Source organism: Marinobacter flavimaris (genome assembly GCF_002933295.1).
GTDB classification, from domain to species: Bacteria; Pseudomonadota; Gammaproteobacteria; order Pseudomonadales; family Oleiphilaceae; genus Marinobacter; species Marinobacter flavimaris.
The window spans coordinates 439,963-464,574 of sequence record NZ_PSSW01000001.1; the positions used below are offsets into that span (position 1 = coordinate 439,963).

27 protein-coding genes are annotated in these 24,612 nt (G+C 59.2%); 25 read left to right on the plus strand and 2 right to left on the minus strand.

Translation table 11 applies throughout. From position 1 onward, the window contains the following. Nucleotides 1-16 precede the first annotated feature (16 nt). The 16 genes from flhF (at nucleotide 17) to MDHKLMBL_RS02110 (ending at nucleotide 15,555) form a co-directional block, all read left to right on the plus strand. Nucleotides 17-1,324, plus strand: a complete 1,308-nt coding sequence (flhF, locus tag MDHKLMBL_RS02040; RefSeq protein ID WP_053112466.1) for a flagellar biosynthesis GTPase FlhF — start codon at nucleotides 17-19, stop codon at nucleotides 1,322-1,324. Between the two features lie 68 nt (nucleotides 1,325-1,392). Further along, nucleotides 1,393-2,205, plus strand: a complete 813-nt coding sequence (locus MDHKLMBL_RS02045) for a MinD/ParA family protein (protein ID WP_041646273.1) — start codon at nucleotides 1,393-1,395, stop codon at nucleotides 2,203-2,205. Nucleotides 2,206-2,236: 31 nt separating this feature from the next. Beyond that, nucleotides 2,237-2,980, plus strand: a complete 744-nt coding sequence (locus MDHKLMBL_RS02050) for an RNA polymerase sigma factor FliA (RefSeq protein WP_014577616.1) — start codon at nucleotides 2,237-2,239, stop codon at nucleotides 2,978-2,980. A gap of 162 nt (nucleotides 2,981-3,142) precedes the next feature. Continuing rightward, nucleotides 3,143-3,526 carry a chemotaxis response regulator CheY gene (cheY, locus tag MDHKLMBL_RS02055; RefSeq protein ID WP_008173086.1) on the plus strand — a complete coding sequence of 128 codons (384 nt, stop codon included), beginning with the start codon at nucleotides 3,143-3,145 and terminating at the stop codon, nucleotides 3,524-3,526. A gap of 20 nt (nucleotides 3,527-3,546) precedes the next feature. Then, nucleotides 3,547-4,332, plus strand: coding sequence for a protein phosphatase CheZ (locus MDHKLMBL_RS02060; protein WP_053115437.1), 786 nt, complete (start codon nucleotides 3,547-3,549; stop codon nucleotides 4,330-4,332). 16 nt (nucleotides 4,333-4,348) lie between these two features. After that, a complete protein-coding gene (locus MDHKLMBL_RS02065; protein WP_092033234.1) occupies nucleotides 4,349-6,499 on the plus strand; it encodes a chemotaxis protein CheA in 2,151 nt (716 codons plus the stop codon). 65 nt (nucleotides 6,500-6,564) lie between these two features. Further along, a complete protein-coding gene (locus tag MDHKLMBL_RS02070; RefSeq protein ID WP_008173089.1) occupies nucleotides 6,565-7,728 on the plus strand; it encodes a protein-glutamate methylesterase/protein-glutamine glutaminase in 1,164 nt (387 codons plus the stop codon). After that, nucleotides 7,728-8,468 (plus strand): flagellar motor protein, encoded by a 741-nt coding sequence (locus MDHKLMBL_RS02075; RefSeq protein ID WP_008173090.1) that lies wholly within the window; start codon nucleotides 7,728-7,730, stop codon nucleotides 8,466-8,468. Before MDHKLMBL_RS02070 ends, MDHKLMBL_RS02075 begins: the two co-directional genes overlap by 1 nt. A gap of 18 nt (nucleotides 8,469-8,486) precedes the next feature. Continuing rightward, a complete protein-coding gene (gene motD, locus MDHKLMBL_RS02080) occupies nucleotides 8,487-9,269 on the plus strand; it encodes a flagellar motor protein MotD (protein ID WP_008173091.1) in 783 nt (260 codons plus the stop codon). 194 nt (nucleotides 9,270-9,463) lie between these two features. Continuing rightward, complete coding sequence (locus MDHKLMBL_RS02085) at nucleotides 9,464-10,261, plus strand: ParA family protein (protein WP_039881985.1); 798 nt, start codon at nucleotides 9,464-9,466, stop codon at nucleotides 10,259-10,261. Beyond that, nucleotides 10,254-11,063 (plus strand): chemotaxis protein CheW, encoded by an 810-nt coding sequence (locus tag MDHKLMBL_RS02090; RefSeq protein WP_008173093.1) that lies wholly within the window; start codon nucleotides 10,254-10,256, stop codon nucleotides 11,061-11,063. Before MDHKLMBL_RS02085 ends, MDHKLMBL_RS02090 begins: the two co-directional genes overlap by 8 nt. Before the next feature lie 134 nt (nucleotides 11,064-11,197). After that, nucleotides 11,198-11,686 carry a chemotaxis protein CheW gene (locus MDHKLMBL_RS02095; protein ID WP_008173094.1) on the plus strand — a complete coding sequence of 163 codons (489 nt, stop codon included), beginning with the start codon at nucleotides 11,198-11,200 and terminating at the stop codon, nucleotides 11,684-11,686. A 67-nt stretch (nucleotides 11,687-11,753) separates the two neighbouring features. Beyond that, on the plus strand, nucleotides 11,754-12,146 hold the full coding sequence (locus MDHKLMBL_RS02100) for a DUF2802 domain-containing protein (protein ID WP_053112462.1): 393 nt from the start codon (nucleotides 11,754-11,756) through the stop codon (nucleotides 12,144-12,146). Between the two features lie 26 nt (nucleotides 12,147-12,172). Next, nucleotides 12,173-12,517: a protein-L-isoaspartate O-methyltransferase family protein gene (locus MDHKLMBL_RS21110; protein WP_241956158.1), complete on the plus strand. Its 345-nt coding sequence runs from the start codon at nucleotides 12,173-12,175 to the stop codon at nucleotides 12,515-12,517. A gap of 24 nt (nucleotides 12,518-12,541) precedes the next feature. After that, nucleotides 12,542-14,455, plus strand: a complete 1,914-nt coding sequence (locus MDHKLMBL_RS02105; RefSeq protein ID WP_241956159.1) for a GspE/PulE family protein — start codon at nucleotides 12,542-12,544, stop codon at nucleotides 14,453-14,455. Beyond that, the gene (locus MDHKLMBL_RS02110; RefSeq protein ID WP_053112458.1) at nucleotides 14,452-15,555 is read left to right on the plus strand and encodes an ATP-binding protein; all 1,104 of its coding nucleotides are present in this window, start codon (nucleotides 14,452-14,454) and stop codon (nucleotides 15,553-15,555) included. The genes MDHKLMBL_RS02105 and MDHKLMBL_RS02110 overlap by 4 nt, the downstream gene beginning before the upstream one ends. Here MDHKLMBL_RS02110 and MDHKLMBL_RS02115 read toward each other — a convergent pair. After that, entirely contained in the window at nucleotides 15,541-15,855 is a 315-nt protein-coding gene (locus MDHKLMBL_RS02115; protein ID WP_053112456.1) for an EscU/YscU/HrcU family type III secretion system export apparatus switch protein, read from the minus strand. The two genes, MDHKLMBL_RS02110 and MDHKLMBL_RS02115, sit on opposite strands and share 15 nt — an antisense overlap. Beyond that, entirely contained in the window at nucleotides 15,852-17,111 is a 1,260-nt protein-coding gene (gene fliK, locus MDHKLMBL_RS02120; protein ID WP_175497411.1) for a flagellar hook-length control protein FliK, read from the minus strand. The genes MDHKLMBL_RS02115 and fliK overlap by 4 nt, the downstream gene beginning before the upstream one ends. A 255-nt stretch (nucleotides 17,112-17,366) precedes the next feature. Between fliK and ccmA the strand changes: the two genes are divergently transcribed. The 9 genes from ccmA (at nucleotide 17,367) to ccmI (ending at nucleotide 24,610) form a co-directional block, all read left to right on the plus strand. After that, nucleotides 17,367-18,005: a cytochrome c biogenesis heme-transporting ATPase CcmA gene (ccmA, locus tag MDHKLMBL_RS02125; RefSeq protein WP_053112454.1), complete on the plus strand. Its 639-nt coding sequence runs from the start codon at nucleotides 17,367-17,369 to the stop codon at nucleotides 18,003-18,005. Further along, complete coding sequence (gene ccmB, locus MDHKLMBL_RS02130) at nucleotides 17,995-18,720, plus strand: heme exporter protein CcmB (protein WP_008173102.1); 726 nt, start codon at nucleotides 17,995-17,997, stop codon at nucleotides 18,718-18,720. Before ccmA ends, ccmB begins: the two co-directional genes overlap by 11 nt. A gap of 31 nt (nucleotides 18,721-18,751) precedes the next feature. Next, nucleotides 18,752-19,495, plus strand: coding sequence for a heme ABC transporter permease CcmC (gene ccmC / locus MDHKLMBL_RS02135; protein ID WP_062782295.1), 744 nt, complete (start codon nucleotides 18,752-18,754; stop codon nucleotides 19,493-19,495). A gap of 3 nt (nucleotides 19,496-19,498) precedes the next feature. After that, nucleotides 19,499-19,738 (plus strand): heme exporter protein CcmD, encoded by a 240-nt coding sequence (gene ccmD, locus MDHKLMBL_RS02140; RefSeq protein ID WP_014577599.1) that lies wholly within the window; start codon nucleotides 19,499-19,501, stop codon nucleotides 19,736-19,738. Between the two features lie 14 nt (nucleotides 19,739-19,752). After that, nucleotides 19,753-20,223 (plus strand): cytochrome c maturation protein CcmE, encoded by a 471-nt coding sequence (ccmE, locus tag MDHKLMBL_RS02145; protein WP_104270017.1) that lies wholly within the window; start codon nucleotides 19,753-19,755, stop codon nucleotides 20,221-20,223. 37 nt (nucleotides 20,224-20,260) lie between these two features. Then, complete coding sequence (locus MDHKLMBL_RS02150; protein WP_104270018.1) at nucleotides 20,261-22,267, plus strand: heme lyase CcmF/NrfE family subunit; 2,007 nt, start codon at nucleotides 20,261-20,263, stop codon at nucleotides 22,265-22,267. Further along, nucleotides 22,264-22,800, plus strand: a complete 537-nt coding sequence (locus tag MDHKLMBL_RS02155) for a DsbE family thiol:disulfide interchange protein (protein ID WP_008173107.1) — start codon at nucleotides 22,264-22,266, stop codon at nucleotides 22,798-22,800. The genes MDHKLMBL_RS02150 and MDHKLMBL_RS02155 overlap by 4 nt, the downstream gene beginning before the upstream one ends. Continuing rightward, entirely contained in the window at nucleotides 22,800-23,273 is a 474-nt protein-coding gene (locus MDHKLMBL_RS02160) for a cytochrome c-type biogenesis protein (protein WP_104270019.1), read from the plus strand. The genes MDHKLMBL_RS02155 and MDHKLMBL_RS02160 overlap by 1 nt, the downstream gene beginning before the upstream one ends. Nucleotides 23,274-23,341: 68 nt before the next feature. Then, nucleotides 23,342-24,610: a c-type cytochrome biogenesis protein CcmI gene (gene ccmI, locus MDHKLMBL_RS02165; RefSeq protein ID WP_104270020.1), complete on the plus strand. Its 1,269-nt coding sequence runs from the start codon at nucleotides 23,342-23,344 to the stop codon at nucleotides 24,608-24,610. Nucleotides 24,611-24,612 lie beyond the last annotated feature (2 nt).

Sequence of the window (24,612 nt, forward strand, 5' to 3'; positions counted from 1 at the left end):
TGGAGGAAGAGGCATCATGAAAGTAAAACGGTTTTTTGCTCAGACCATGGCCGAGGCGCTCAAGCAGGTCAGTGAACAGATGGGGCCGGACGCCGTGATCCTTTCCAATCGTCGGGTCGACGGCGGTGTCGAAATTGTGACGGCGCTGGACTATGACGAGAATATGGCGCGCCAGCGACTGGGCAACCAGGCAGAAGAAGCCACCAACGGGTCCCGCTTGGCCGAGATGCAGGCCGACCAGCACAGGCGTCTTGAGGACGAGCTGAGCCGGTCCCGGGACCGCATCCGTGAAGTACGGGAAAAGCGGGCATCGCAGGGCGCGAGCTACGCCGGTTCGTTCGCTGCCATTCAGGAAGAGGTGAGCGGTGGTTTTGGTGATATTGAACCTCTGCCACAGGCGCCGAGGGAAGCCTATTCCGATGAGCTGGCGCAGATGCGGGCCGAGATCAGCTCGCTCAAAGACATGATGCAGGGCCATCGGCCGCAACAGGAGCCGGAGGTTTCTGCGACCACCGCCGTGCAGCAGAGGCTTGCCGAGCGCTTGCAGGAGTTCGGCCTCGGCAGTGATCTGGCGGGGTCAATTTCCCGTCGTCACAAGGCGGGGCGCCTGGAAGACGGTTGGAAGCAGTCCCTGAAAATGCTGTGTACCGGGGTCCGGACCTCCCGCATGGAGTGGCTGGATGAGGGCGGCGCCTACGCGTTGGTGGGTCCGACAGGGTCCGGGAAAACCACCACCATCGGAAAACTCGCCGCTCGCTACGTGCTCAAGCATGGTTCCGATTCCGTGGCCCTGGTTACCACGGATCGCTATCGGGTGGCGGCGCACGAGCAGTTATTCGTGTTCGGTCGGATCCTGAATGTGCCGGTTCGGGTCGTTGATGAGAGCCACAGTCTGGACGATATTCTGGACGAGCTGTCAGACCGTCATCTGGTGCTGATTGATACCGCCGGACTGACCAGTGCGGACAAAGGCTATCAGGAACAGCTGGCCGAACTGGCTCGCAGCCATCACAATATCAAAACCCATCTGGTGGTCTCGGCAACCAGTCAGCCTCGCATCATGAAATCCGTGTGGCATTGCTATAAGATGGCAAATCTTGCGGGCTGTGTGATGACCAAAATCGACGAGGCCCTGACGCTGGGCGAGTCTCTCGGGTTTGTGATGGAAACCGGTCTGCCGGTAGCCTATTACACAGACGGCCAGAAGATTCCTGAAGACCTGCACCACGCAGAAGCCGTTCCGCTGGTGCGGTTGGCCGTGGATCGGCTGAAAACACTCCAGCAACAGCAAGCGGTCGCAGAGGGCCTGAAAGAGCACGCCTGAGACCGGACAGATTGACAGCAGGCGTCGGAGACAAAGCCGGCGAAACGTGGCGAGAGACCAAAAACAGTATGAGCAGAGCACATCCGGTACAGGTGATTGCAGTTTCCGGCGGAAAGGGTGGTGTCGGCAAGAGTAACGTGTCGGTGAACCTCGGAATTGCCCTGGCGCAGAAAGGCCGGAGAGTGGTGCTGCTCGACGCCGATCTGGGGCTCGCCAATATCGACGTCTTGCTGGGCATCACTGCCAATCGCAACCTCCAGGATGTTCTGGCGGGCGACTGTGATCTGAAGGACGTTCTGGTGAATGGTCCCGGTGGCATCAAGATTGTCCCCGCCTCTTCCGGTACCCAACGAATGACCCAGCTCAGCCCCATGGAACATGCCGGGCTGATTAATGCGTTCAGCGAACTGGGTGATCAGATCGATGTCCTGATCGTTGATACCGCCGCCGGTATTTCCGAGTCAGTGGTCAGTTTTCTGAGAGCGTCGCAGGAGCTGCTGCTGGTTGTCTGCGACGAGCCGACCTCGATCACCGATGCTTATGCCCTGATCAAGCTGATGAACCGTGATTATGGAACCAACCGCTTCCGTATTCTTGCCAATCAGGTCCGGAATGAGCAGGAAGGCCGGCATCTGTTTGAAAAACTGACCCGGGTCACCGAGCGCTTCCTCGATGTGGCACTACAATACGTAGGAATAGTCCCCTACGATGAGGCCGTGAAGAAAGCGGTTCAGCGGCAGCGTGCGGTGCTGGACGCCTATCCCAGGGCGAAAGCTTCACTGGCCATCAAGGCGCTGGCGGACAAGGTAGATAGCTGGCCGTTGCCGTCCTCTCCCCGCGGGCATCTGGAATTTTTTGTGGAGCGGCTCGTCGAAGTCTGAATCGGATCCAGTCAAACAAAAAACCGGATACATGACATTGGCGAAAAACCTCGGAATCTATAACCAGTCAAGTGCGCAGAAGCCGGCTCAGCTCATTGAGCAGCACGCGCCGCTGGTCAAGAAAATTGCCCTTCACCTGATGGCTCGCCTGCCGGCGTCCGTCCAGCTTGAAGACCTGATGCAGGCCGGCATGATCGGTCTGCTCGAGGCCGCCCAGCGTTACAGCTCTACCAAAGGTGCTACCTTCGAGACTTACGCCGGTATCCGTATTCGCGGCGCCATGGTGGACGAAATCCGCAAGGGTGACTGGGTGCCACGTTCTGTTCATCGCAACGCCCGTCGCATTTCCCAGGCCATCAAGGCCGTTGAAGATAGACTTGGCCGCGAAGCCCACGACCAGGAAGTGGCCGAAGAGCTGGGTATGGGGCTACCCGAATACCACTCCTACCTTTCCGATTCCAACAGCGGTCGACTTTTTAGCCTCGACGAGCTCAATGAATCCGGAGAGCTGCCGATAGAACAGACAGAGACGCAGGATAATCCCCTTGAGGGGTTGTCCTCCGATGCCTTCCGGCGGAGCCTCGCTGAGGCGATTGAAGACCTGCCGGAGCGGGAAAAGCTGGTGTTGAGCCTTTACTACCAGGAAGAACTGAACCTCAAGGAGATTGGCGCGGTGCTCGGCGTCAGTGAGAGCAGGGTAAGCCAGATTCACAGCCAGGCAGCCCTGCGCCTTCGGGGACGGCTCTCGGATTGGCGTCAGGAATCGGACAACTGACCGCGTTCAGTCTGTGTCGCCAACGAGGTAGTCTGTAGTTTTTGGTAACCGATGCTTTACAACCGAAGCAAAGGTCCGACAATAAGCGGTTAAAACAGCGGCCTGCTAGACTTTGAACGCAAAGGTCAAACGAATTCCGGGTGTTACTAACTGGAGGTCCCATTGGACAAAAACATGAAAATCCTCATTGTGGACGACTTCTCCACAATGCGACGGATCATCAAGAACCTGCTGCGTGATCTTGGCTTCACCAACACCGATGAAGCTGACGACGGCAACACGGCACTGCCAATGCTCAAAAGCGGCAAATACGATTTTCTGGTGACCGACTGGAACATGCCTGGCATGTCAGGCTTCGACCTGCTCAAGGCCGTTCGGGCGGACGAGAATCTGAAAACCCTGCCGGTATTGATGGTAACTGCTGAGGCCAAGCGCGACCAGATCGTTGCCGCTGCCCAGGCAGGCGTAAACGGGTATGTGGTCAAGCCGTTCACCGCTGCCGTGCTCAAGGAAAAGATTGAGAAAATCTTTGAAAGAATCCAGTAACCAGAGGTCGGATGGCTCTCATGAGCGATAGCAAAAAGAACCATCGGGGCCTTGAACCGGAGGTGACGGAAAAGCTCCAGCGGCAGGCAGCGGAACTGGCCGAGAGTGTTGATGCGGGTGATTATGCCAAAGCCATGACCCTGATCAATGAACTCAGCGAGGTCAGGGATCAGAGTCTGTACCGTGAGGTAGGGCGGCTGACGCGGAGCCTGCACGAAGCAATCCGGAACTTCCAGATTGATCCCCGTAACGCCGAGCAGCAGGAAGCACTGTCAAAGATGACAGATGCCTCTGATCGTCTCGAATACGTTGTGCAGATGACCGGTGAAGCAGCCAACCGGACCATGGACCTGGTTGAGGAAACCATGCCGGTGGCGAATGCCCTCAGAGACGAGGCCGCCGCGTTGCGTGATGAGTGGCAGCGCCTGCGTCGCCGGGAAATGCAGCCGGCTGAGTTTCGCGAGCTGTACGGCCGGATTGATCGCTTTTTTGTCAGCATGGCAACCGATGCCGACACCATGTACAGCAACCTGTCGGAAATCCTGCTGGCTCAGGACTATCAGGATCTGACAGGTCAGGTCATCCAGAAGGTCACCGCCCTGGTGAAAGAGGTTGAGGAGCAGATGCTCAGCCTGGTGGTGATGGCCAGTCATGTGGACCAGCTCACGGGCACGGTGCACCAGATTGAAGAAAAAGAAGAGTCTGCAGAGAAGGGCGTCGGGCCCCAGATCAAGGCCGATGAGCGTGAAGATGTAGTTTCGGGGCAGGACGACGTAGACGACCTGTTGTCCAGTCTCGGTTTCTGAATAATGAGGGTAACGCATGGCGTTTGATGCTGATGAAGAGATTTTGCAGGACTTCCTGGTAGAAGCCGGCGAGATCCTCGAAAAGCTGTCAGAGCAGTTGGTAGATCTTGAGCGACATCCTGACGACAGTGATCTGCTCAACGCCATCTTCCGTGGTTTCCATACCGTGAAAGGCGGAGCCGGCTTCCTTCAGCTTGAAGCGCTGGTGAACTGCTGCCATTCCGCGGAAAACGTTTTCGACATCTTGCGTAATCACAAGCGCAAGGTGGATTCCGAACTGATGGACGTGGTTCTAGAAGCACTCGACTACGTCAATGCCATGTTTGAGCAGGTCCGCAATCATGAGGAGCTGACGCCGGCTCCGGACGAACTGATTGCCCGTCTGGATGCCCTGGCCCAGCCTGAAGGCGAGGGGGCACCGCCCGCTGCCGCTCAACCTGAGCAGGAAGAGAGCGAACCGGCAGAAGACGGTGGCGACATCACCGACGACGAGTTCGAACAGCTTCTGGACGCACTGCAGGACGAGAAATCAGCGGAGGTTTCCTCGGCTTCGAGCGCCGGATCGGCCGGCGGTGACCAGGAAAGTTCTGGAGACGACGAAATAACCGACGACGAATTCGAAGCGCTACTGGACCAACTGCACGGAAAAGGTCAGTTTGCCGGTGCGCCAGCTGGCGAGGAAGAGGCTTCTGGTAAAGAAGAAAAGCCGGCTGCCAAGGCCGGATCTGCTGGCGGCGATGACCTGATCACCGACGACGAATTCGAGAAACTGCTGGACGATCTTCACGGCAAGGGCGGAAGCCCGACCGCGGGCGGAGAGCCTTCAGCCTCGAAAGAGCCTGCAGCTCCAAAACAGCCCTCAGCGCCGAAACAGCCTGCATCTTCAAAAGAACCAGCTTCAGCGAAAGCAAACGCGTCAAAACCCGAAAAGTCGAAGCCGGCCGAGAAGCCGGAGGCCAAAGGCGCTGCCGCACCGGCGATGCCTGCTCGCGAGAATGCCCCGGCCGCGGAAACGACGGTTCGTGTCGACACCAAGCGGCTCGATGACATCATGAATATGGTGGGTGAGCTGGTGCTGGTGCGTAACCGCTTGCAGCGTCTGGGTGCTGAAAGTGAAGACGAACACATGCACAAGGCGGTATCCAACCTGGATGTGGTTACGACTGATCTCCAGTCCGCCGTCATGCAGACCCGCATGCAGCCGATCAAAAAGGTGTTCGGCAGGTTCCCCCGCGTTGTGCGCGATCTCGCCAGAAACCTCAAGAAAGAGGTGAACCTGGTGATGCATGGCGAGGAAACCGATCTCGACAAGAACCTGGTTGAAGCGCTGTCTGATCCGCTGGTTCACCTGGTGCGGAATTCGGTGGACCACGGGATCGAGGCTCCGGAAGTCCGCGAGAAGGCCGGGAAGCCACGCCAGGGCACGGTTACCCTCTCTGCCGAGCAGGAGGGAGACCATATTCTGCTGTTTATCGAGGATGACGGCGCGGGCATGGATCCGGAAGTCCTGCGCCGCAAAGCAGTCGAAAAGGGTATCTACGACCAGGACGCCGCGGACCGGCTGACCAATTCGGAGTGTTACAACCTTATTTTTGCCGCCGGATTCTCCACCAAGGAGCAGATTTCGGATGTGTCCGGACGTGGCGTCGGCATGGATGTGGTGAAAACCAAGATTGGCCAGCTCAATGGCCAGTTGAGCATCGAATCCGAGCTGGGCAAGGGCTCTCGCATTGTCATCAAGGTTCCGCTGACGCTCGCCATCATGCCCACCCTGATGATCATGCTGGGCGATCAATCCTTTGCGTTGCCGCTGGTCAACGTGGTCGAGATTTTCCATCTGGACCTGACCAAGACCAACATCGTCGATGGGCGCGAGTGCATTGTGGTTCGGGATAAAGTCTTCCCGCTATTCCATATCAAGCGCTGGCTGGTTCGTGGCGGTGCTGGCCAGGAGGTGCCCGATAACGCCCATGTTGTCATTGTGGCCATGGGTACCAAGCAGGTCGGGTTCGTGGTCGACCAGCTGGTTGGTCAGGAAGAAGTGGTTATCAAGCCCCTTGGGCGAGCGCTCCAGGGTACGCCAGGCATGGCCGGTGCCACTATTACCGGCGATGGCCGGATTGCACTCATTATTGATGTGCCAAGCCTGTTGCAACATTACGGTTGAGCCGGGCCTTCCGGCGCTTTTTGCCAGAGAAGGCCGAAGAACGATGGATTGGGTAGGAGAAGTGGATGACAGTTTCTGTCCTGGTCGTTGACGATTCAGGGTTTTTTCGCAAGCGGCTGACGGAAATCCTGACCAGCTCCGGCCAGATCAAAGTGGTAGGTGCTGCGACCAATGGTCGGGAAGGCGTTGAGCTGGCCGAGAAACTGCGTCCCGACGTGATTACCATGGATTATGAGATGCCCGTGATGGATGGCATCTCTGCCGTGCGCGAAATCATGCGCAAACATCCGATACCGGTGCTCATGTTCTCATCGCTCACCTATGAGGGCGCCCGGGTCACACTGGATGCGCTCGAGGCCGGCGCCGTTGATTTTCTGCCCAAGAATTTCGAAGAAATTGCCCGGGACAACAGTCAGCTTCAGAAAATCTTGATTGAGCGGATTCTGGATGTAGCCCGCAGTCGTCCCGGCAACCGTTCTCCTGCGCCTTCCCGCGCGGAACCTTCAGCTCCGGCCTCCCGGGCGCCGGAGCCTGCAGGGCGCCCGCGTCCGGAACCAGCACCGCGTCAGCGTCCTGACACCCGGGCTCCGGCAGCGTCGGCAGGTTCTCCGGGCGAAACCGAGGCCCCCAGGCGCCATGGCCGCCGTGGGCCGGCCAAGCATTACGCCGTTGTTGGCATTGGTACTTCAACCGGCGGCCCGGTTGCCCTGCAGCGGGTACTGACGGTGTTGCCCGCGACCTTCCCGGCACCGATTGTTCTGGTGCAGCATATGCCGGCGAGTTTTACGCCTGCCTTCGCCGAACGCCTTAACAAGCTCTGCCGGATTGAAGTCCGGCAGGCTGAGGATGGTGATGTGTTGCGGCCCGGCCTGGCTTTGCTGGCGCCCGGCGGCAAACAGATGATGGTCGAGAATCGGGGCGGACAGCCCAGGATCCGTATTCTGCCCGGAGACGAGCGGCTCAATTACAAACCCTGCGTGGACGTTACCTTCGGTTCTCTTGCCCGCAGCTTTCCGGGCAAGACGCTGGGCGTCATTCTTACCGGGATGGGCTCGGACGGCAAAGAAGGCTGTCGGATGATGAAGCAGAGCGGTTCCGATATATGGTCCCAGGATGAAAAATCGTCTGTGATCTACGGCATGCCGATGGCCGTCGCCAAGGCAGGGCTGACGGATGATGTATTGTCCCTGGACGAGATCGGGCCACGCCTCGCGGAAGGTGTGTGCTGATGGATATCCTGAGCCTGCTCGGGGTCATACTGGCCTTTGCCGCAATTCTTGGCGGTAACCTGCTGGAAGGCGGAGCGGTTGGCTCACTGTTTAATGGGCCGGCGGCCATCATCGTCATCGGTGGCACTCTGGCCGCGACTATCCTGCAGACCTCGTGGCCCATGCTGAAGCGGGCTTTCACTCAGGTGCGCTGGGTCTTTTTCCCGCCGTTTATCAACCTTGAAGACGGTATCGGAAAAGTCATTGACTGGAGTGTAAAAGCTCGCAAGCAGGGCTTGCTAGGCCTTGAAGGGCTTGCCGAGCGCGAGCCGGAGCCCTTTGCCCGCAAGGGGTTGCAGTTGCTGGTCGACGGTGCCGAAACCGAGACCATCAGGGGCATCATGGAAGTTGATCTGGAATCCCGTGAGCAGAGGGATCTGGAGTCGGCCAAGGTGTTCGAGGCCATGGGTGGTTACTCGCCAACCATCGGCATTATCGGGGCTGTCATGGGCCTGATCCAGGTGATGACCAACCTTGAGGATCCCCAATCCCTGGGTAGCGGGATCGCAACCGCCTTTGTAGCCACCATCTACGGTGTGGCGCTGGCCAACCTCCTGTTCTTCCCGGTCGCTAACAAGATGCGCGGTATCGTGCGGGAGCGCACCCGCTATGAGGACATGATGATCGATGGCCTGATTGCCATCGCCGAGGGTGAAAACCCGAAATCCATCGAATTGCGGCTGCGGGGCTTCCTGCAGTAAGCATGCGCAGGCCAACTTATGCGGCGCCGTAGGCAACCCCAGGATGATCTGCACAACAAGGAGCGGTGGCTGATTTCCTACGCGGATTTCATCACCCTGCTGTTCGCCTTTTTCGTCGTGATGTACTCGGTATCGTCCGTTAACGAAGGCAAATACAAAGTCCTTTCTGAAACCCTGACCGGCGTGTTCAATGCACCCCAGCGCTCCTTCCAGCCAATCGAGATTGGCGACCAGCCCCAGAGATCGCTGAATGCGCCTGCCGAGAACGTAATCCCGCCGGCGGTGACCGAAGCGCCCCGAAATCCGGAGATGGACGCGCAGGCGCGGACCGAAGCGCTGCGAGCCATGGCTGACCAGCTTTCCATGGAGTTTGATGAGCTGATCAACCAGGGCGTGGTGTCGCTTGAGACCAGCGACCAGTGGCTGGAGCTGAATCTGCCCAACAGTCTGTTGTTTGGCAGCGGCGATGCCGAGCCCCATTACGATGCGTTCGAGGTGGTCGAGAAAATCGCCACGGTTCTGAACAACCGGGACAACGCTGTCAAAGTGGAAGGCTTCACCGATAATCAGCCGATCAGTACCTCCCGTTTTCCGTCAAACTGGGAATTGTCAGCCGCCCGGGCGGCTGCCATGGTCCGGATGCTGGTGATGGAGGGCATCGAGCCGGAACGTCTGGCGGCTGTCGGCTATGGCCAGTATCAGCCGGTTGCCCGGAATGACACTGAGGAAGGGCGCCGCAGAAACCGCCGGGTGGTATTGCTGATCTCCCGTGACGCCAGTATTCGCGGTGCCATGCGCTGACCCGATCGTCGGCAGATGCGTATAGAGCCATTGGCATGGTTCCTGTATTACTCCCCGTTAACAATAAGGCGCCGGCAACAGCTTGCCGGATTTTCCGAGGACTGGTTCAAGTTGCCCGGGGAATGGCCGATAAACGGGACTGTGGCAACGGTTAATTGCCGGCCACACCGATGTATTCTCTGGAGAATCAAAGCGTGCGAATCTGGGCAGTAGCCAATCAAAAAGGTGGTGTCGGTAAAACCACGAGTGTGGTCGCCCTGGGCGGCTTGCTTGCCGAACGCGGCAAGCGTGTTCTCGTTGTGGATCTGGACCCGCATGGCTCGCTCACCAGCTGGTTCGGTTACGATCCGGATACAATCGCGCACAGTGTTTTCGACCTGTTCCAGCACCAGGGCAAGGTTCCGGAAGGGCTACCCGCCCAACTGATTACGGAGACCAGCTGCAAGGGCCTGTCCCTTTTGCCGGCGAGTGCAGCCCTGGCTACCCTTGAGCGACGAATGATCGGCGTGGAAGGCATGGGGCTGATCATTTCCCGGGCCCTGACTCAGCTTTGGGACGACTTTGATTATGTCCTGCTCGACAATACTCCCTCTCTGGGGGTTCTGATGGTTAACGCCCTTGCGGCAGCCCAGCATCTGATCATTCCCGTGCAAACCGAATTTCTGGCCATCAAGGGCCTGGAGCGCATGCTCCACACCCTGAAGATGATCATGCGTTCCCAGAAAAACGAACTTTCTTACACCATTGTGCCCACCTTGTATGACCGGCGGACACAGGCGTCGGTGAAAAGCCTGAACCTGTTGCGGAAGACCTACCGCGAGTCCCTCTGGCAGTTTGCGATTCCGGTGGACACCAAGTTTCGGGATGCCAGCCAGGGCGGCATAACACCGTCCGCGCTGGATGCCGAAACCCATGGTGTCCGCGCCTACAGCCATCTGCTGGATGATCTCATGGCCCGGGTGGGCAGGGTGAAGGAGCGTCAGCATGGCTGACGATAAATTGACACGGCTGGCGGATCCGGAAACTGCCATTGCCAGTTATCTTGACGAACTGCTGCACACGGCCACTGATACGGCGCTTCGGGAGGAAATCGAAGCGCCGGAACCGGTGAAACCTGCACCTCCGGAACCGCGGGTGGCAACCCGCACGAAACCGGCATCTGTGCCAACCGTCGAAAAACCGCCGGCAAGACCTGAACCACCCAAACGGGTCCGGGAAACGCCGGCGGAACCTGAGAGGCCAGTGGTGCGACAGGTGCCGGAAGCGCCGGTGCCGAAGGCAAGGATTGAAGCTCAGCCTGCGCCGGAGCCGGCCGCGCCGCCGTCCCGCCCGGAGTGGTCAGAACAGCCCTTTGAGTGCCTCATTTTCACGGTGGCCGGTCTGCAGCTGGCGGTGCCTCTGATTCTGCTCGGTGCCATTCACCGCATTGAAGAAGAGATCCGGCCCATCCCGGGAAGTCCACGCTGGTACATGGGAATCCGCCCGGACCGGGATCAGAACCTGAGGGTGGTGGATACCGCCGAATGGATCATGGCAGGGCGGGTGCCGCCCGATGCCCGGGACAACTACCGGTTCGTGATCCGGCTGGATAACAGCGACTGGGGGCTCGCCTGTGATGACGTCGCCCAGTCCTTTACCCTCCGGCCGGACGAAGTGCGTTGGCGCACAGCCCGAAGCAAGCGTCCGTGGCTGGCCGGCACTGTGATTGACCACATGTGTGCGCTGATTGATGTGCGCACCATGGCAGACTTGCTGGTGAGGGCGGAAAGAGAGCACCATCTGGATCTGAGCTGACGCAAACAATGGTTACTGAATGAAACCGAGCCGTGCTGGCACGGTTTGTGCCCTTAACTATAGTATTGGGCACTGATGATATTTTTTTGACGATCAGGTTGCCCGCCGGGCAGCCCAAGAGGAGAAACATCGCTATGGCATCCCCGAGCGGACAAACCAATCAGGCCCAGGACGATCAGGTACTGCAGTACGTTACCTTCCGGCTGGATGATGAGACCTACGGTCTGAACGTCATGCAGATTCAGGAAGTGCTGAGATACACGGAGATTGCTCCGGTTCCGGGGGCCCCGGATTATGTGCTCGGCATCATCAACCTTCGGGGTAACGTGGTTACCGTTATCGACACCCGCCGGCGCTTTGGCCTGGCCGATGCCGAAGTAACCGATGCCACCCGGATTGTGGTTATGGAATCTGCCAACCAGGTTATGGGCATTCTGGTGGATTCTGTCGCCGAGGTGGTGTACCTGAAAGCCAGCGAAATTGAAACTGCACCGAACGTGGGTAACGAGGAAAGTGCCAAATTTATCCAGGGCGTGTGCAACAAGGATGGCGAACTGATCATTCTGGTTGAGTTCGACAAGATGCTGTCAGACCACGAGTGGGCTGAAATCGCGGCACTGTGATCCGGGGCAACCCGCTACAGGCCTCACGATGGATGCCTTCCGTGGCAATTAACGGGAGACATCCGTCATGTTTGCAGAAATTCCTTCATACCTTCCCTGGGCGCTGACTGTTGCGGCCCTGTCTCTGGTTTTCGTTCAGGGCCTGGTTCTCGGGCGCCAGGTACGTAGCCTCCGAGCAACGCTGAAAGAGCGCTGTGATACCCTTGGCCGGGAACTGCATGCCACCACCAGTGGCAGCATGGGGGTAGGGCAGCGGTTGGTTAGCTGTGAGCGTCAGTTGCACGAGCTGAGGACCACGCTCGACGAAATGCGCCAGAACGATCCGCTGCGAATCTCTTACGATGAAGCCTCTCGACTGGTTGATCTCGGCGCCGATATCGACGATCTTATGAACACGTGCGGAATTTCCCGTCCCGAGGCCGAGCTGGTGTCAGCACTCAGAAAACGTCAGGCGGCCTGATACCAAGCCGTTACGGACGTTGTTGAATGAAGAGAGTCTATCCGAGGGCCCTTGAGGCCCTTCGATCTGTATCCCGCCATGATTTTGTTTCCGGTTCCGACCTGGTTGCCTCGATAACCGGCCACTCCATTCCCCGCGAAGAAACTGTCAGCCACATTCTCTCCCTGCTCCCGGAAATAGAACCGGATCAGATGGTGATGCACGTGGGCGGTGGCTCAGGCTATTTTGCCGCTGTGCTGTCCGGGCTCGCCCATCGGGTCCTGTACGTGGAGCGGAATGCCGTTGTCGCCGAGGCTGCCAGAGAGCGGTTTGTCCGTCTGGGTATGCACAATGTGGATGTCGTTGTTGCCCGTGCGGAAGAGGCGCCCTAGCCTGATCCACTCTGTGATCTCGTTTTGTGTACCTCGTTTGTCAGGGACCAGACTGCCCTGGCGCACCTGGTTCGTGAGGGGGGGCGCCTGGTGTGTCTTGAAGGGCGAGCGGGACCCGTCCCGAGCCTGGCCATGTTCGAAAAACAGGGTGCCAAGCTCAAGCGTGTGCGCACCCTGGGCTGGGTCGACTTCAACCGTAACGTCGAGCAGATCCTCATTGATCAGGGTGTCGTGGACGAAGCGGTCCTGGCCGAGGCAAAGGCGGAGGCAGCGAAGCAGAATTGCCGGCTGCTGGACGTGCTCCGCCGGAAACTGAATCTTGAAGAGATTGATCTCTACCGTTCTCTTGCCCGTCAGCGGGGCATGACCTTCACCGATGCGGACGAGCTTCTGCCGGATCTCCATCCGGCGCTTTTCCGGCGATTTTCCCGAACGTTTCTGGATCTCTCACGACTGATACCCATCGCCGAGGAAGATGGTCGGATCACGGTTGTGACCGACGATCCCGATGCGCGCACTGATCAGCTCGAGCGGTTGAGTCCTAACCAGGTGGTTGACTGCCTGCTGGTTACACCGACGGACTTTCGTCGGCTCTGGTCAGCTCTTGATCTGACTGCCAAAGGGCGCCGCTTTGCAGCGGATCAGGAACCAACCCCGAACCAGGCGGCGGACCCGACTGGCAGCAAGGATCAGCTTCTGGGCAAGGATCCGAAAAACAAGCACGTCAGCCCCTATCTGGTGTCTGTCTACGAAGCCATTCTGATGGACGCTGTAAGTGAAAAAGCCAGCGACATCCATATAGAACAGTACGGTGACCGGATTCGCATTCGCCTTCGGGTGGATGGCGATCTCCATGATCTGCCCCAGTACCAGCTGTCGGCCCGGGAGATGAAAGGGGTGATTAACGTCATCAAGCTGCGGGCAGAGCTGAACATCGCCGAGCACCGGCTGCCCCAGGGTGGGCGGTCCCGGCTGCAGCTCGGCGATATGGCCTACGATCTGCGGATACAGACCCAGCCTTCGCTCCATGGCGAACATGCCGTTATACGTCTGCTGCCGCAGACCGGCCGCGCCATGACCATTGCCGAACTTGGCATGTCATCCATGATCGGTGCCCGTTATCAGCGCTTGCTGGATAACCCGGCGGGACTGGTGCTGGTGGTCGGTCCGACCGGGTCAGGCAAGTCCACCACGCTGTATGCGGGGCTGCAGACCCTTGCCGATGACGGCCGCCGGAAAGTTATCACGGTGGAAGACCCCATCGAGTACTCCATCGACAACATTCAACAAACCCGGGTCAGATCAGAAATTGGCTTTGGTTTCGCCGATGCCATGAGGGCGTTTGTCCGGGAAGATCCGGATGTCATTCTGGTGGGCGAGATCCGTGACCAGGAAACCGCTCTGGAGGCGATACGGGCCTCCCAGACCGGCCACGTGGTTCTGTCCACGCTGCACTGCAACGACGCGGTGGATTCACTGCAGCGCTTGTATGATCTGGGTATCCACCCGAATTCCATTGCCGGTGAGCTGCTGGCTGTCATCGCCCAGCGGCTGGCCAAGCGCATCTGCAAGCATTGTTGCCAGCCTGCAGAGCCGGACCCGGTGATTCTGTCCGAGGTGTTTCCCGACGGCCCGCCCGCGGATTTCCGGTGTTTTCAGGGCGCCGGTTGTGACAAATGCAACGGCCGCGGCACCCAGGGGCGAGTGGCGATCGTCGAGTATATGGAAGTTGATTCGGACATCCGGAATGCCATTTCCAGCCAACCGCCCATCGGTGAGCTTCGCTGGCGCGCTCTCGATGCCGGACTGGTGACCATGCGGGACAGCGCCCTGGACCATGTGATTGAAGGCATTATTCCGCTTTCCGAACTGCCGCGGATTCTCCCGAGGGAGCGCATGGCACCGGAAGTTCGGGGCGGCCGCAGGAGTCAGGAATGAGCAACAAGCAATCGGTTACAAAGGCAGCCCAGCGGGAACCGGCAGAAGTGGTCTATGCCGCTGAGCTGGACAAGCTGAGAGGGATGGATCATGGCCCGGTGCCACCAGGCTGGCAGATGTCGCCGCGGGCGGTGGAAAAGTTCGTCATGGGGGATGAGAAACTCGGCATTGAGCGGAAGTTCGTTGCCGACCGGGCCATGGTGGTCCGGATCATCATTTCCCTGTGCACCAGCCGCGGCTGCCTTCTGGTCGGCGAGCCGGGTACCGCCAAATCCTGGTTGTCGGAGTTGCTGGCCGCCGCCATTTCGGGAAGCTCCACGTTAACCTTGCAGGGTGGGGCGGTGAGCAGCGTCGGGCAACTGCTGTATAGCTGGAACGAAGCGGTACTGCATACCGAGGGCCCCTGCCTGAAGGCGTTGGTACCCAGCCCCTTGCTGCGGGGCATGATGGAAGGGCAAATGGTCCGGTTTGAAGAGATCGCCCGCTGCCCACAGGCGCTGCAGGATGCGCTGCTCTCTGTGCTGTCCGACAGGGTGGTGGTGATTCCCGAGCTGGCGGGCGAGGACGGTGTGGTGCTCGCGCGGGAAGGTTTTAACGTTATCGCCACGTCCAACAGTATCGACGAGGGTGTGCACCGGATGAGCGCTGCCCTGAAGCGGCGAATGGACTTCGAGGAAATCCGGCCTATCCGTCATCTGGCCGACGAGATGGATGTTGTGCTCCGGGAGGTCCGCAGGGCCAACAGTCGGGCTGGCATCGAGGTGGCGCTGGAAGAATCGGTGGTCGAGATTCTGGTGACCATGTTCCACGAGCTGCGCAATGGCCAGACCCTGGACGGACGCAGCACCGATCGCCTCGCCGGTTCGGCTCTTTCCACCGCGGAAGCCGTGTCGGTCGCTCACGCGGCCAGCCTCAACGCCTGGTATTACGGTGGCGGAAGCATCACGGTTGAGCAGCTGATGCACCACATCATCGGCTCGGCCCTGAAGGACCAGCCGGAGGATCGGCGCCGGCTGCGTCATTACTTTGAAACCACGGTGGCGCCAAGGCGTGGCGACAACTGGCAGCAGGCCTGGGCGCTGCGCTCACTGATTCACTGAATCATCCGGTGCGCCGGGTTTGCGATCTTCTGGGGTGAGCCCGCGAATGTGGAAGGCAAACGCCAGGATCTCCGCAATTACCCGGTAGAGCGATTCGGGAATCTCTTCGTTCAGTGACAGGCGGGCCAGAATGCTGGCCAGCTCCGCATTTTCGTAAAGGGGAACGTTGTGCTCCCGGGCGATTCGGATGATCTCCTCCGCCAGCTCGTGGGTGCCAGTGGCGCTGATGGTGGGCGCTTTCTCACCGTCGTACTTGAGCGCAACGGCGGCCCTGCTTTGCTGTTGTGTTTCTGATGTCATGCCCGTGTATCCACCAGTCTGTGTTCGAGTCGGGTGACGCTGCTTTGCGGCGTGCCGCGGCGGCAATCCAGGTCTGTCACTTCCAGGCCCAGATCGGTTAGGCTCTGTCGCAACGCGGGAAGCTCCTGGTTCACCTGACGCAGGGTTGTCTGTTTTTCTGCCCAGACCCGGGCGCTCACTGCCTGTTGGCGAAGGGCAACATCGAAATGCAGGGAGCCAGCCTCATCCAGGTCCATGGTCAGTGAAAGCCGCCACTCGGCTGTGGTGGTTTTCGCGGATCGGGTTTCCGATTCCCGGTCTTCGGGATATTGTTCGATCCGGACCTGCGCCAGCCTCGGTTCATTCTGTGGCGTCAGCCATGGCAGATCGAGTACGAGGGTAGAGGCAGGTGCGGGCCCTGCTGCATCGCCGCCACCACGGGCAGTAAGTACCTGGCTGTGCAACTGGTTGACGGTGATCCGGTTGAGCATTCCGGCCAGCAGGCGGAGCATCTGCCCGACGCTGGGCGCTTCGCCACTGCCGGGGGCCTGGGGTGTGGCCAGCGGTTGGGGAAATTGCAGCGGCGCCTGCATGAGCTCTGGCGTCGAGATAGGTGTCAGCCGGTTGAAGTGTTCTGGTGTACTGCCCTGTTGGGCAAGCAAGGCGGTGATCACTCTACCGAGCGCCAGCTTGAGATCGGGCAACTGGGCAGAGGGTGCCTGGGCCAGTCGCGACTCGGCGAACAGGCCACTTTCTGAAAGCCATTGCCGGACCTGTTGCGATGTCGTGTCCTGGCTGCCAGAACCGGGAGTCAGACTGTTCCCCGAAGGCAGCCTCGCCATCATTTGTTCAATAGCCTGTCTGGCGGCCTCCGGCAGAGGTTGGGGGCCTCGCGATGAGGGCAGTTGGCCCGGTAGCGGGTCTTGCCGGAGGCCTTGTGTGAGAGTGCCCAGCAGCCTTGCCAGTCCACCATCCAGGGTTTGCTGCCAGGGCAGTCGCTGGGCCAGCGCTCGGGCGATACCGGCTTCGGGTGCGGGTGCCAGTTTGCCCATCAGCTGCAGCTCATTGCCGGCCCGCATCACTTTTACCCAGTCACCGGTTGCCAGTTCAGTCTTGCCGACGGCCGCCTGAACCAGAAGAGACTTGCCGCGAATGTCCAGTAACAGGTCCGCGCTGTTACCGCCCTGACGGTTGATGATCTCGGCCACCCGGGCCAGGGTGGTTTCCCGGTTCGTCAGCTGCAGCTGATCGAGCAGTTGCCGCGCTGATGCGGCCACGGGCTCCCGGGCCGCTTCGGTTGAGACTGAAGGCCGGGACGTCTGTGTTGCAGGCTGGGCTGGAGGTGTCGGGGGCTGTTGTCCGTTGGGTAGTTTCATCGTCACTGATTTGATGTTGGACAAGAGTAATCAGCCGGCGCTTTTGTTATAATACGCCGCGCCGGCAGGTCATGCGCGAACAATGTTCATGGTCGCCGCTGTCACGAATGCACCCGATGCCGTCTTCACGCGCATCGTCCTGGTTACGGGGTCCTGATGTCTGAGCCGTTATTACAGGCTGTCGATCTGCAGTGCGAGCGGGATGAACGGATCCTGTTCCGTGACCTGTCGTTCTCCATACTGCCCGGTACGGTCGCCCGTGTCGAGGGGCCGAACGGCTCCGGCAAGACCACGCTGCTGCGAATGCTGGCCGGCCTGAACGACGCCTGGTCCGGCAATCTGCTCTGGTGCGGCAAGTCCAGGTCTGCCCAGCGGGAAGAATTCCTCCGCAATACCCTGTATCTTGGCCACCGGCCTGGCATAAAGCCGTTGCTGACACCGATGGAGAATCTCCGGGCACTGACGGCCGGGCGGCGGCCGCTGCCAGATCCCGTTCTGCGTCAGGCGCTTGATGGCACCGGATTGACCGGGTTCCAGGATGTGCCCTGTCGCAATCTTTCGGCGGGACAGCAAAGACGGGTTGCCCTGGCGCGCCTGTTGATTGCCGACGAGCCGCTCTGGCTGCTGGATGAGGTTTTTACCGCCATTGATGCCAGCGGTGTCAGCGCCATTGAACAGCTGCTTCAACAACGGGCTGCCGAGGGAGGTGCGGTGGTAGTGACGACCCATCACGATCTCAGATTGCCCGGTATGCAACGCATTGTGTTGGGCGGAGGGTCGACCGATGAATGCTGATTGCAGGCCGGCACTGACTTTGCGGCAAGACACCGTCGGTGCGCTGGCGGCAATGCAGACCGTGTTTGCCCGGGATATGAAGGTGGCCTTCCGGCAGCGCCAGGATCTGCTCAATCCGCTGTTGTTTTTTGTCATGGTCGTAACCCTTTTTCCCCTGGGGGTTAGCCCGGAAGTGTCATTTCTGCGGGAGGCCGGGGCCGGTATCCTGTGGGTAGCGGCGTTGCTATCGGTGTTGTTGTCGCTGGACCACCTGTTTCGCCATGATTTTGACGACGGCACGCTCGAGCAACTTGTGCTTCAGCCCCAGCCCCTGTTTCTGCTGGTACTGGCGAAAACAGCGGCGCACTGGGTGTTAACAGGCTTGCCGCTGGTGGTACTAACGCCGGTTTTGGGCGTAATGGTCCATCTTGACGGGAACTCCATCGGAGTTTTGTGTCTAACGCTGCTGATCGGTACACCGGTGCTGAGTCTGATCGGGTCAATCGGCGCGGCGCTGACGCTTGGATTACGGTCGGCAGGGGTGCTCTTGTCCCTGTTGATCATTCCGCTGTACATTCCCGTCCTGATTTTCGGAACAGGTACGGTGGCTTCGGCCGCAGAGGGCGCTCCCGCGGGAGCCTATCTGGCCCTGATGGGCGCGTTTCTGGTGCTGGCACTGACCCTGGCACCCTTTGCATCGGCAGCGGCGCTGCGTATCAGCCTGTTCAACGGGTAAAACAAGGTAACGGTAGGACGGTAACCATCTGATGTGGCAATTTTTTCACAAGCTGGGTTCTCCCAAATGGTTCTTCGGGATTGCGGCCCGGCTGATGCCCTGGCTCCTGGCGGGCGGTATCCTGCTGTTGATGGCAGGCATTGTATGGGGGCTGGCCTTTGCGCCCAAGGATTACCTCCAGGGTAATAGCTACCGCATTATTTTTATTCACGTGCCCACGGCCTTTCTCGCCCAATCGGTGTACGTAATGATGGCTGTGGCAGGTGTTGTCACTCTCGTCTGGCGCATGAAACTGGCCGACGTGTTTGTAAAGTCGGTTGCGCCGGTGGGCCTGGTACTTACCTTTCTTTCCCTGTTTACCGGCGCTGTCTGGGGTAAGCCTACCTGGGGAACCTGGTGGGTATGGGATGCCCGCCTGACATCAATGCTGATCCTGCTGTTCCTGTATGGTGGCGTAATTGCCCTGGACAGGGCGATCAATGATGAAAAATCTGCGGCACGGGCGGTAGCCGTGCTTGTGCTGGTCGGGGTGGTAAATATACCGATTATCCAGTACTCCGTTGAATGGTGGAATACGCTACATCAGCCGTCGACGTTCAAACTGACGGAGAAGCCGTCCATGCCGGCGGAAATGTGGGTGCCGTTGCTCCTGTCCGTGTTGGGGCTTTATCTGCTGTTTGGCTGGCTCGCCTGTCTGCGTATGCAGACAGAGATTCTGTTACGCGAACAGAGAACGCGCTGGGTTAAAGATTACGTGTTGGCCGGGAGGGTCTGAAGTATGGCGTTTGATTCCTTTTCGGCATTTATGGTGATGGAAGGCCACGGGCCCTATGTGTGGTCCTGTTACGCTGCGTTTTTCCTGCTGATGATTGGCCTGATGGTCTGGTCCCTGCGCCGTCGCAAAGCGGCCATTGAGGCCTGCCGTCGAGGGTACGAGTTCCAGGCCGGGCGGAAGGACCAGCAGGCTGCCCCGGCTTCGGCAGCATCCTTCACCCGCGTCAAGGTTTCCCAAGACTGAAAGGCAGATAGCTGATGCATCCAATCCGAAAAAAGCGACTGACTATTGTCCTGTTCCTGCTGGTGGGGCTGGCCATCGCTGTGGGTCTGACCACCTATGCGCTGCGACAGAACATCAATCTGTTCTACGACCCCACCCAGATTTCCGCCGGCGAAGCGCCGGTGGATGTCAGAATCCGGGCCGGTGGTATGGTCGAGGAGGGCTCGGTTCTGCGTGATCCGGACAGCCTGATGGTTGAGTTCAAGGTGACCGACTTCAACGCGTCTGTGCCGGTTCAGTACACCGGTATCCTTCCGGATCTGTTTGCCGAGGGGCAGGGTGTGGTTGCCATGGGCAGGCTGAATGAAAGTGGCCGCTTTGTGGCCGATCAAGTGCTGGCCAAGCACGATGAAAACTATATGCCGCCGGAAGTCGCGGATGCGCTGGAGAAGGCCTCGAAGGGTCGGCATGCAGCCAGTGGCAGTGCGGAAACCGTGTCCTACTAACCGATTTATCTAACAGCCTGGTTTCTGGAGGCCTTTAATGTATCCCGAACTCGGACAGCTTGCACTGATTCTCGCACTGTTGTTGGCAGTGCTTCTATCCGTAGTCCCTTTGGCCGGTTCTTTGACCGGCAGAAACAATCTTCAGGCGTTCGCCAGGCCGCTGGCGTCCGGCGTGTTTGTCTTCGTGGGGCTTGCTTTTGCCGTCTTGACCCATGCCTTCGTGACTGACGACTTTTCGGTGGCCTATGTGGCCAATAACAGTAACAGCCTGTTGCCCTGGTATTACAAGTTCAGCGCTGTTTGGGGCGGTCACGAGGGCTCGCTGCTACTCTGGATACTGATGCTGGCGGGCTGGACGTTGGCGGTCGCTATTTTCAGCCGTCGCCTGCCGGCGGTGATGATCTCCCAGGTGCTCTCGGTGCTGGGCATGGTCTGCGTCGGCTTCCTACTGTTTATCGTGATTACCTCCAATCCGTTCGACCGTTTGTTGCCCAATGTGCCCGCCGATGGCGCAGATCTGAACCCCTTGCTCCAGGATTTCGGGCTGATCGTGCATCCGCCGATGCTCTACATGGGCTATGTCGGCTTTGCCGTTGCTTTCGCTTTTGCCATTGCTGCGCTGATCAATGGCCGCCTCGATGCCGCCTGGGCCCGTTGGTCGCGCCCCTGGACCACGGTTGCCTGGGCCTTTCTCTCTCTGGGTATCGCCCTCGGGAGCTGGTGGGCCTACTACGAGCTGGGCTGGGGCGGCTGGTGGTTCTGGGATCCGGTCGAAAATGCATCGTTGCTGCCCTGGTTGTCGGGGACTGCACTCATGCACTCGCTGGCCGTTACCGAGAAGCGCGGCGTGTTCAAGAGCTGGACCGTACTGCTTGCCATTGTCACCTTTTCACTAAGTCTGCTGGGCGCTTTCCTGGTCCGTTCCGGCGTGCTCACCTCTGTGCATTCTTTTGCGGCGGACCCGGAGCGGGGCACCTTCCTGCTGGGCCTGCTGGCAGTAACGGTGATCGCAAGCCTGGCGCTCTATGCGTTCCGGGCGCCGGTGGTTCACGTCCGGTCGCGCTACGGCTCGTTTTCCCGAGAGGTTTTCCTGCTTCTTAACAACGTACTGTTGGTTTCCGCCACGATTCTGGTGGTGGTCGGCACACTGTATCCGCTGGTTCTTGATTATCTGGAACTGGGCAAACTGTCGATCGGTGAACCGTTCTTCAATCTGACGTTCAGCCCACTGGCCGTCGCAACGGGCCTGTTGCTGGGCGCTGGTATCTTCTCCCGCTGGAAGAAAACCGATGGTGGCTGGCTGGCGCGCAAACTGCTGTGGCCCTTGGCAATCAGCATCGTTGCCACCACGGCGGTCCTGATCGGCTATGGTGGATTCAAGCCCTGGGCTTTCCTCGGCGTGTTTTCTGCCATGTGGGTAACCGTTGCTACTTTCTGGGATCTCTGGGAAAAATCATCGTCCCGAAAAGGCCGTCTGCACGGCCTCAAGCGGCAGTCCCGCAGCTATTACGGCATGGTGCTCGGGCATCTGGGCCTGGCCATTACCATGGCGGGGGCTACGGTGGTTTCCAACTACGGCATTGAGCGTGATGTTCGCATGGTGCCGGGCGATGTCGCGACCGTCGGCGATTATCATTTTGTATTCAGGGATATCGGCGCGCGCCAGGGCGCTAACTTTACGGCTCAATATGGCACCTTCGATGTCATGTTGGATGGCGAGCGTGTTTCCGTGCTTCATCCCGAGAAGCGCCAATACTCCGTGGGGATGAGCGTCATGACCGAGGCCGATATCGACGCCGGTCTGTTCCGGGACATCTTCGTGGCCATTGGTGAGCGCATCACCGACGAGGCTTGGGCCATCCGGCTGCAATACAAGCCGCTTGTTCGCTGGCTCTGGCTGGGCTCGCTGTTTATGGCAGCCGGCGGCTTCCTGGCTATCGCTGATCGCCGCTACCGCATCCGGGAGGGAGCTGACACGAAGGTGCAGACCGATACTGTCGCGCCTGAGCCAGGTTCTGCGACGTCCGCTGGAGTTACCTCATGAAGCGGTTCCTGCTCTTTCTGCCACTGCTGATTGCCCTTGTTGTTGGTGTCGTGCTGTTCGCGGGTATCGGCAAGGATCCGACCAAACTGGAATCGGCTCTGGTTGGCAAACCGGTGCCAGAGTTCAGTCTGAAAGATTTGCACAACGCTGATGTCGTGCTCGATCAGAGCCTGTTTCGTGGCCAGGTCACTCTGCTGAATGTCTGGGGCACTTGGTGCCCCGCCTGCAAGGACGAGCACGACGACCTGATGTGGCTGGCCGAAGAGAAAGGCGTCAACATCATTGGTCTCAACTACAAGGACAACCGCGAGGATGCGCTGTTGTGGCTTGACCGTTTGGGCGACCCTTACCGGAAAATCATCTATGACCCCCGGGGCACACTCGGGTTTGATCTGGGGGTATACGGCGCGCCGGAAACCTTCGTGATTGATGCCGAAGGCGTGGTTCGCTATCGCCATGTGGGTGTGGTCAATAAGGCGGTCTGGGAACAAACGCTGCTGCCTGTGTTCAATGACGCTCAGGGGAATGGCTGATGGTCCGGATCGTTTATTTGATGTTGGTGCTTCTGCTTTCCGGTGCCGCTGCAGCCGAGGTGGCCGACGTATACGATTTTTCGGATCGGGCTCAGGAGCAGCGTTACCAAAACCTGATCGCGGAATTACGCTGCCCGAAATGCCAGAACCAGAACATCGCCGATTCCAACGCGCCTATCTCCAAGGATATGCGCGATGCGGTCTACCGGATGATGAAAGACGGCGCCAGCAACGAGGAAATCGTTGAGTCTCTCGTTGGCAGGTTCGGTGAGTTTGTTCGCTACAAACCCGAGCTGGACAGCCGGACATTCCTGCTCTGGGCGACACCTGCGATTGCGGTGTTCGGCGGGTTTCTGGTGGTCGCCGGTGTGGTGATTCGTTCCCGGCGAGCGGGGCCGTCAGGCCCGGCGTTGAGCACTGAAGAGAAAGCCCGTGTCGACAAAATGCTGGCAGAGCAGGAAAGATCCTCCTGAAGCCGGCACTTTCCGGCATGTCCTGGCCGCAACCTCATTCTTAATTCTGAACCTGTGACTGAAACTCCATGACTGACACTTTCTGGATTGCCGCAACGGTACTGATTGTTCTTGCCCTGTTGTTTGTCTTGTACCCCGTCTTTTTCCATCGGCTCGGCACGAGGAAGCAGACGGACCTGAAAAACCAGAATCTGATGGCCTATCGCTCCAGGATGAAGGAGCTCGACAATGAATACGAGGCCGGTATTCTGGACGACGAAAATTACCGGCAACTCAAGGAGGAGCTTGCGGGAAGCATGCTCGATGACGTTCCGGAGCAGGACCAGGTGAGGCCCGTGATCAGTGGCCGCAGGAGTGCCATGGCAGTGGCCCTGGTCTCGATTCTACTGATCCCGGCTGCCACGGTTTATCTGTATGAGCGCTGGGGCGCGATGGACCGGGTTGAACAGTTCATTACCATGCAGGAAATGGGAACCACCGAAGGATCGAGGCAGGCCCAGATGACCGAGCTCTCAGGGCAGCTCCGGGAACGGCTGGAAGCCAGCCCGGATAATCCGGACGGCTGGGCAATGCTGGGACGCACCTACATGCGTCTGGAACGCTTCGACGATGCAGCCTGGGCGTTCCGGCAACTGGCCGGCAGTGTTAATGACGATAGTCGGGCGCGAGCCGTTGCTTATGGTCTGTCTGCCCAGGCGTTGTTCTTCGGGAGCCAGGGCGCCATGACGAAAGAGGTTACGGCGGCCATTGAGCAGGCCCGTGAGCTGAACCCGGATGAAGTGAATGCCCTCGGTTTGCTGGGGATCAACGCCTTCAGCCAGCAGAACTATCGGGAAGCCATCGAGTACTGGGAGCGAATCGAAACCGTAGCACCCGACCACCCCCAGATTGGCTCCATTCGGGAAGGTATTCGTGAAGCCTACACGCGTCTCGGCGAGGAACCACCGGCACAGGTGGCTGCAGCCGAAACCTCTGGTGCTGGGGTTACCGTTCGGGTAACGCTTTCCGAGGATTTCCAGAATCAGGTGCCTGCAGATACCACTCTGTTCCTGTTTGCTCGCCAGCCCAATGTCCAGCAGGGCCCGCCTCTGGCAGTAGCCCGGCTGACGGCAGATCAGTTGCCGGTGGAGATCCGGCTGGACGACCGGTACGCCATGTCACCGCAGGCTACCATTTCCAGTGTTGACGAGGTGGTTGTAACCGCCCGTCTCAGTCGTTCCGGCAATGTGGCCGCCCAGGCAGGAGACTGGCAGGGCAGCACCGACGTTCCTGTAGCCGTTAACGAGAGCCAGGAAGCGCCGGTAGCGGTTGTGATCGATCAGCAACTGATTGACTGATC

Coding starts and splice junctions, on each gene's coding strand:
- MDHKLMBL_RS02110 (WP_053112458.1), top strand. CDS start 14,452: ATGAGCAACAAGCAATCGGTTACAAAGGCAGCCCAGCGGGAACCGGCA.
- MDHKLMBL_RS02150 (WP_104270018.1), top strand. CDS start 20,261: ATGTATCCCGAACTCGGACAGCTTGCACTGATTCTCGCACTGTTGTTG.
- ccmE (WP_104270017.1), top strand. CDS start 19,753: ATGCATCCAATCCGAAAAAAGCGACTGACTATTGTCCTGTTCCTGCTG.
- motD (WP_008173091.1), top strand. CDS start 8,487: ATGCGGCGCCGTAGGCAACCCCAGGATGATCTGCACAACAAGGAGCGG.
- MDHKLMBL_RS21110 (WP_241956158.1), top strand. CDS start 12,173: ATGAAGAGAGTCTATCCGAGGGCCCTTGAGGCCCTTCGATCTGTATCC.
- MDHKLMBL_RS02070 (WP_008173089.1), top strand. CDS start 6,565: ATGACAGTTTCTGTCCTGGTCGTTGACGATTCAGGGTTTTTTCGCAAG.
- flhF (WP_053112466.1), top strand. CDS start 17: ATGAAAGTAAAACGGTTTTTTGCTCAGACCATGGCCGAGGCGCTCAAG.
- ccmA (WP_053112454.1), top strand. CDS start 17,367: ATGTCTGAGCCGTTATTACAGGCTGTCGATCTGCAGTGCGAGCGGGAT.
- MDHKLMBL_RS02100 (WP_053112462.1), top strand. CDS start 11,754: ATGTTTGCAGAAATTCCTTCATACCTTCCCTGGGCGCTGACTGTTGCG.
- MDHKLMBL_RS02115 (WP_053112456.1), bottom strand. CDS start 15,855: ATGACATCAGAAACACAACAGCAAAGCAGGGCCGCCGTTGCGCTCAAG.
- MDHKLMBL_RS02045 (WP_041646273.1), top strand. CDS start 1,393: ATGAGCAGAGCACATCCGGTACAGGTGATTGCAGTTTCCGGCGGAAAG.
- ccmC (WP_062782295.1), top strand. CDS start 18,752: ATGTGGCAATTTTTTCACAAGCTGGGTTCTCCCAAATGGTTCTTCGGG.
- MDHKLMBL_RS02075 (WP_008173090.1), top strand. CDS start 7,728: ATGGATATCCTGAGCCTGCTCGGGGTCATACTGGCCTTTGCCGCAATT.
- MDHKLMBL_RS02095 (WP_008173094.1), top strand. CDS start 11,198: ATGGCATCCCCGAGCGGACAAACCAATCAGGCCCAGGACGATCAGGTA.
- MDHKLMBL_RS02160 (WP_104270019.1), top strand. CDS start 22,800: ATGGTCCGGATCGTTTATTTGATGTTGGTGCTTCTGCTTTCCGGTGCC.
- ccmI (WP_104270020.1), top strand. CDS start 23,342: ATGACTGACACTTTCTGGATTGCCGCAACGGTACTGATTGTTCTTGCC.
- ccmD (WP_014577599.1), top strand. CDS start 19,499: ATGGCGTTTGATTCCTTTTCGGCATTTATGGTGATGGAAGGCCACGGG.
- MDHKLMBL_RS02065 (WP_092033234.1), top strand. CDS start 4,349: ATGGCGTTTGATGCTGATGAAGAGATTTTGCAGGACTTCCTGGTAGAA.
- MDHKLMBL_RS02090 (WP_008173093.1), top strand. CDS start 10,254: ATGGCTGACGATAAATTGACACGGCTGGCGGATCCGGAAACTGCCATT.
- ccmB (WP_008173102.1), top strand. CDS start 17,995: ATGAATGCTGATTGCAGGCCGGCACTGACTTTGCGGCAAGACACCGTC.
- MDHKLMBL_RS02060 (WP_053115437.1), top strand. CDS start 3,547: ATGAGCGATAGCAAAAAGAACCATCGGGGCCTTGAACCGGAGGTGACG.
- MDHKLMBL_RS02050 (WP_014577616.1), top strand. CDS start 2,237: ATGACATTGGCGAAAAACCTCGGAATCTATAACCAGTCAAGTGCGCAG.
- MDHKLMBL_RS02155 (WP_008173107.1), top strand. CDS start 22,264: ATGAAGCGGTTCCTGCTCTTTCTGCCACTGCTGATTGCCCTTGTTGTT.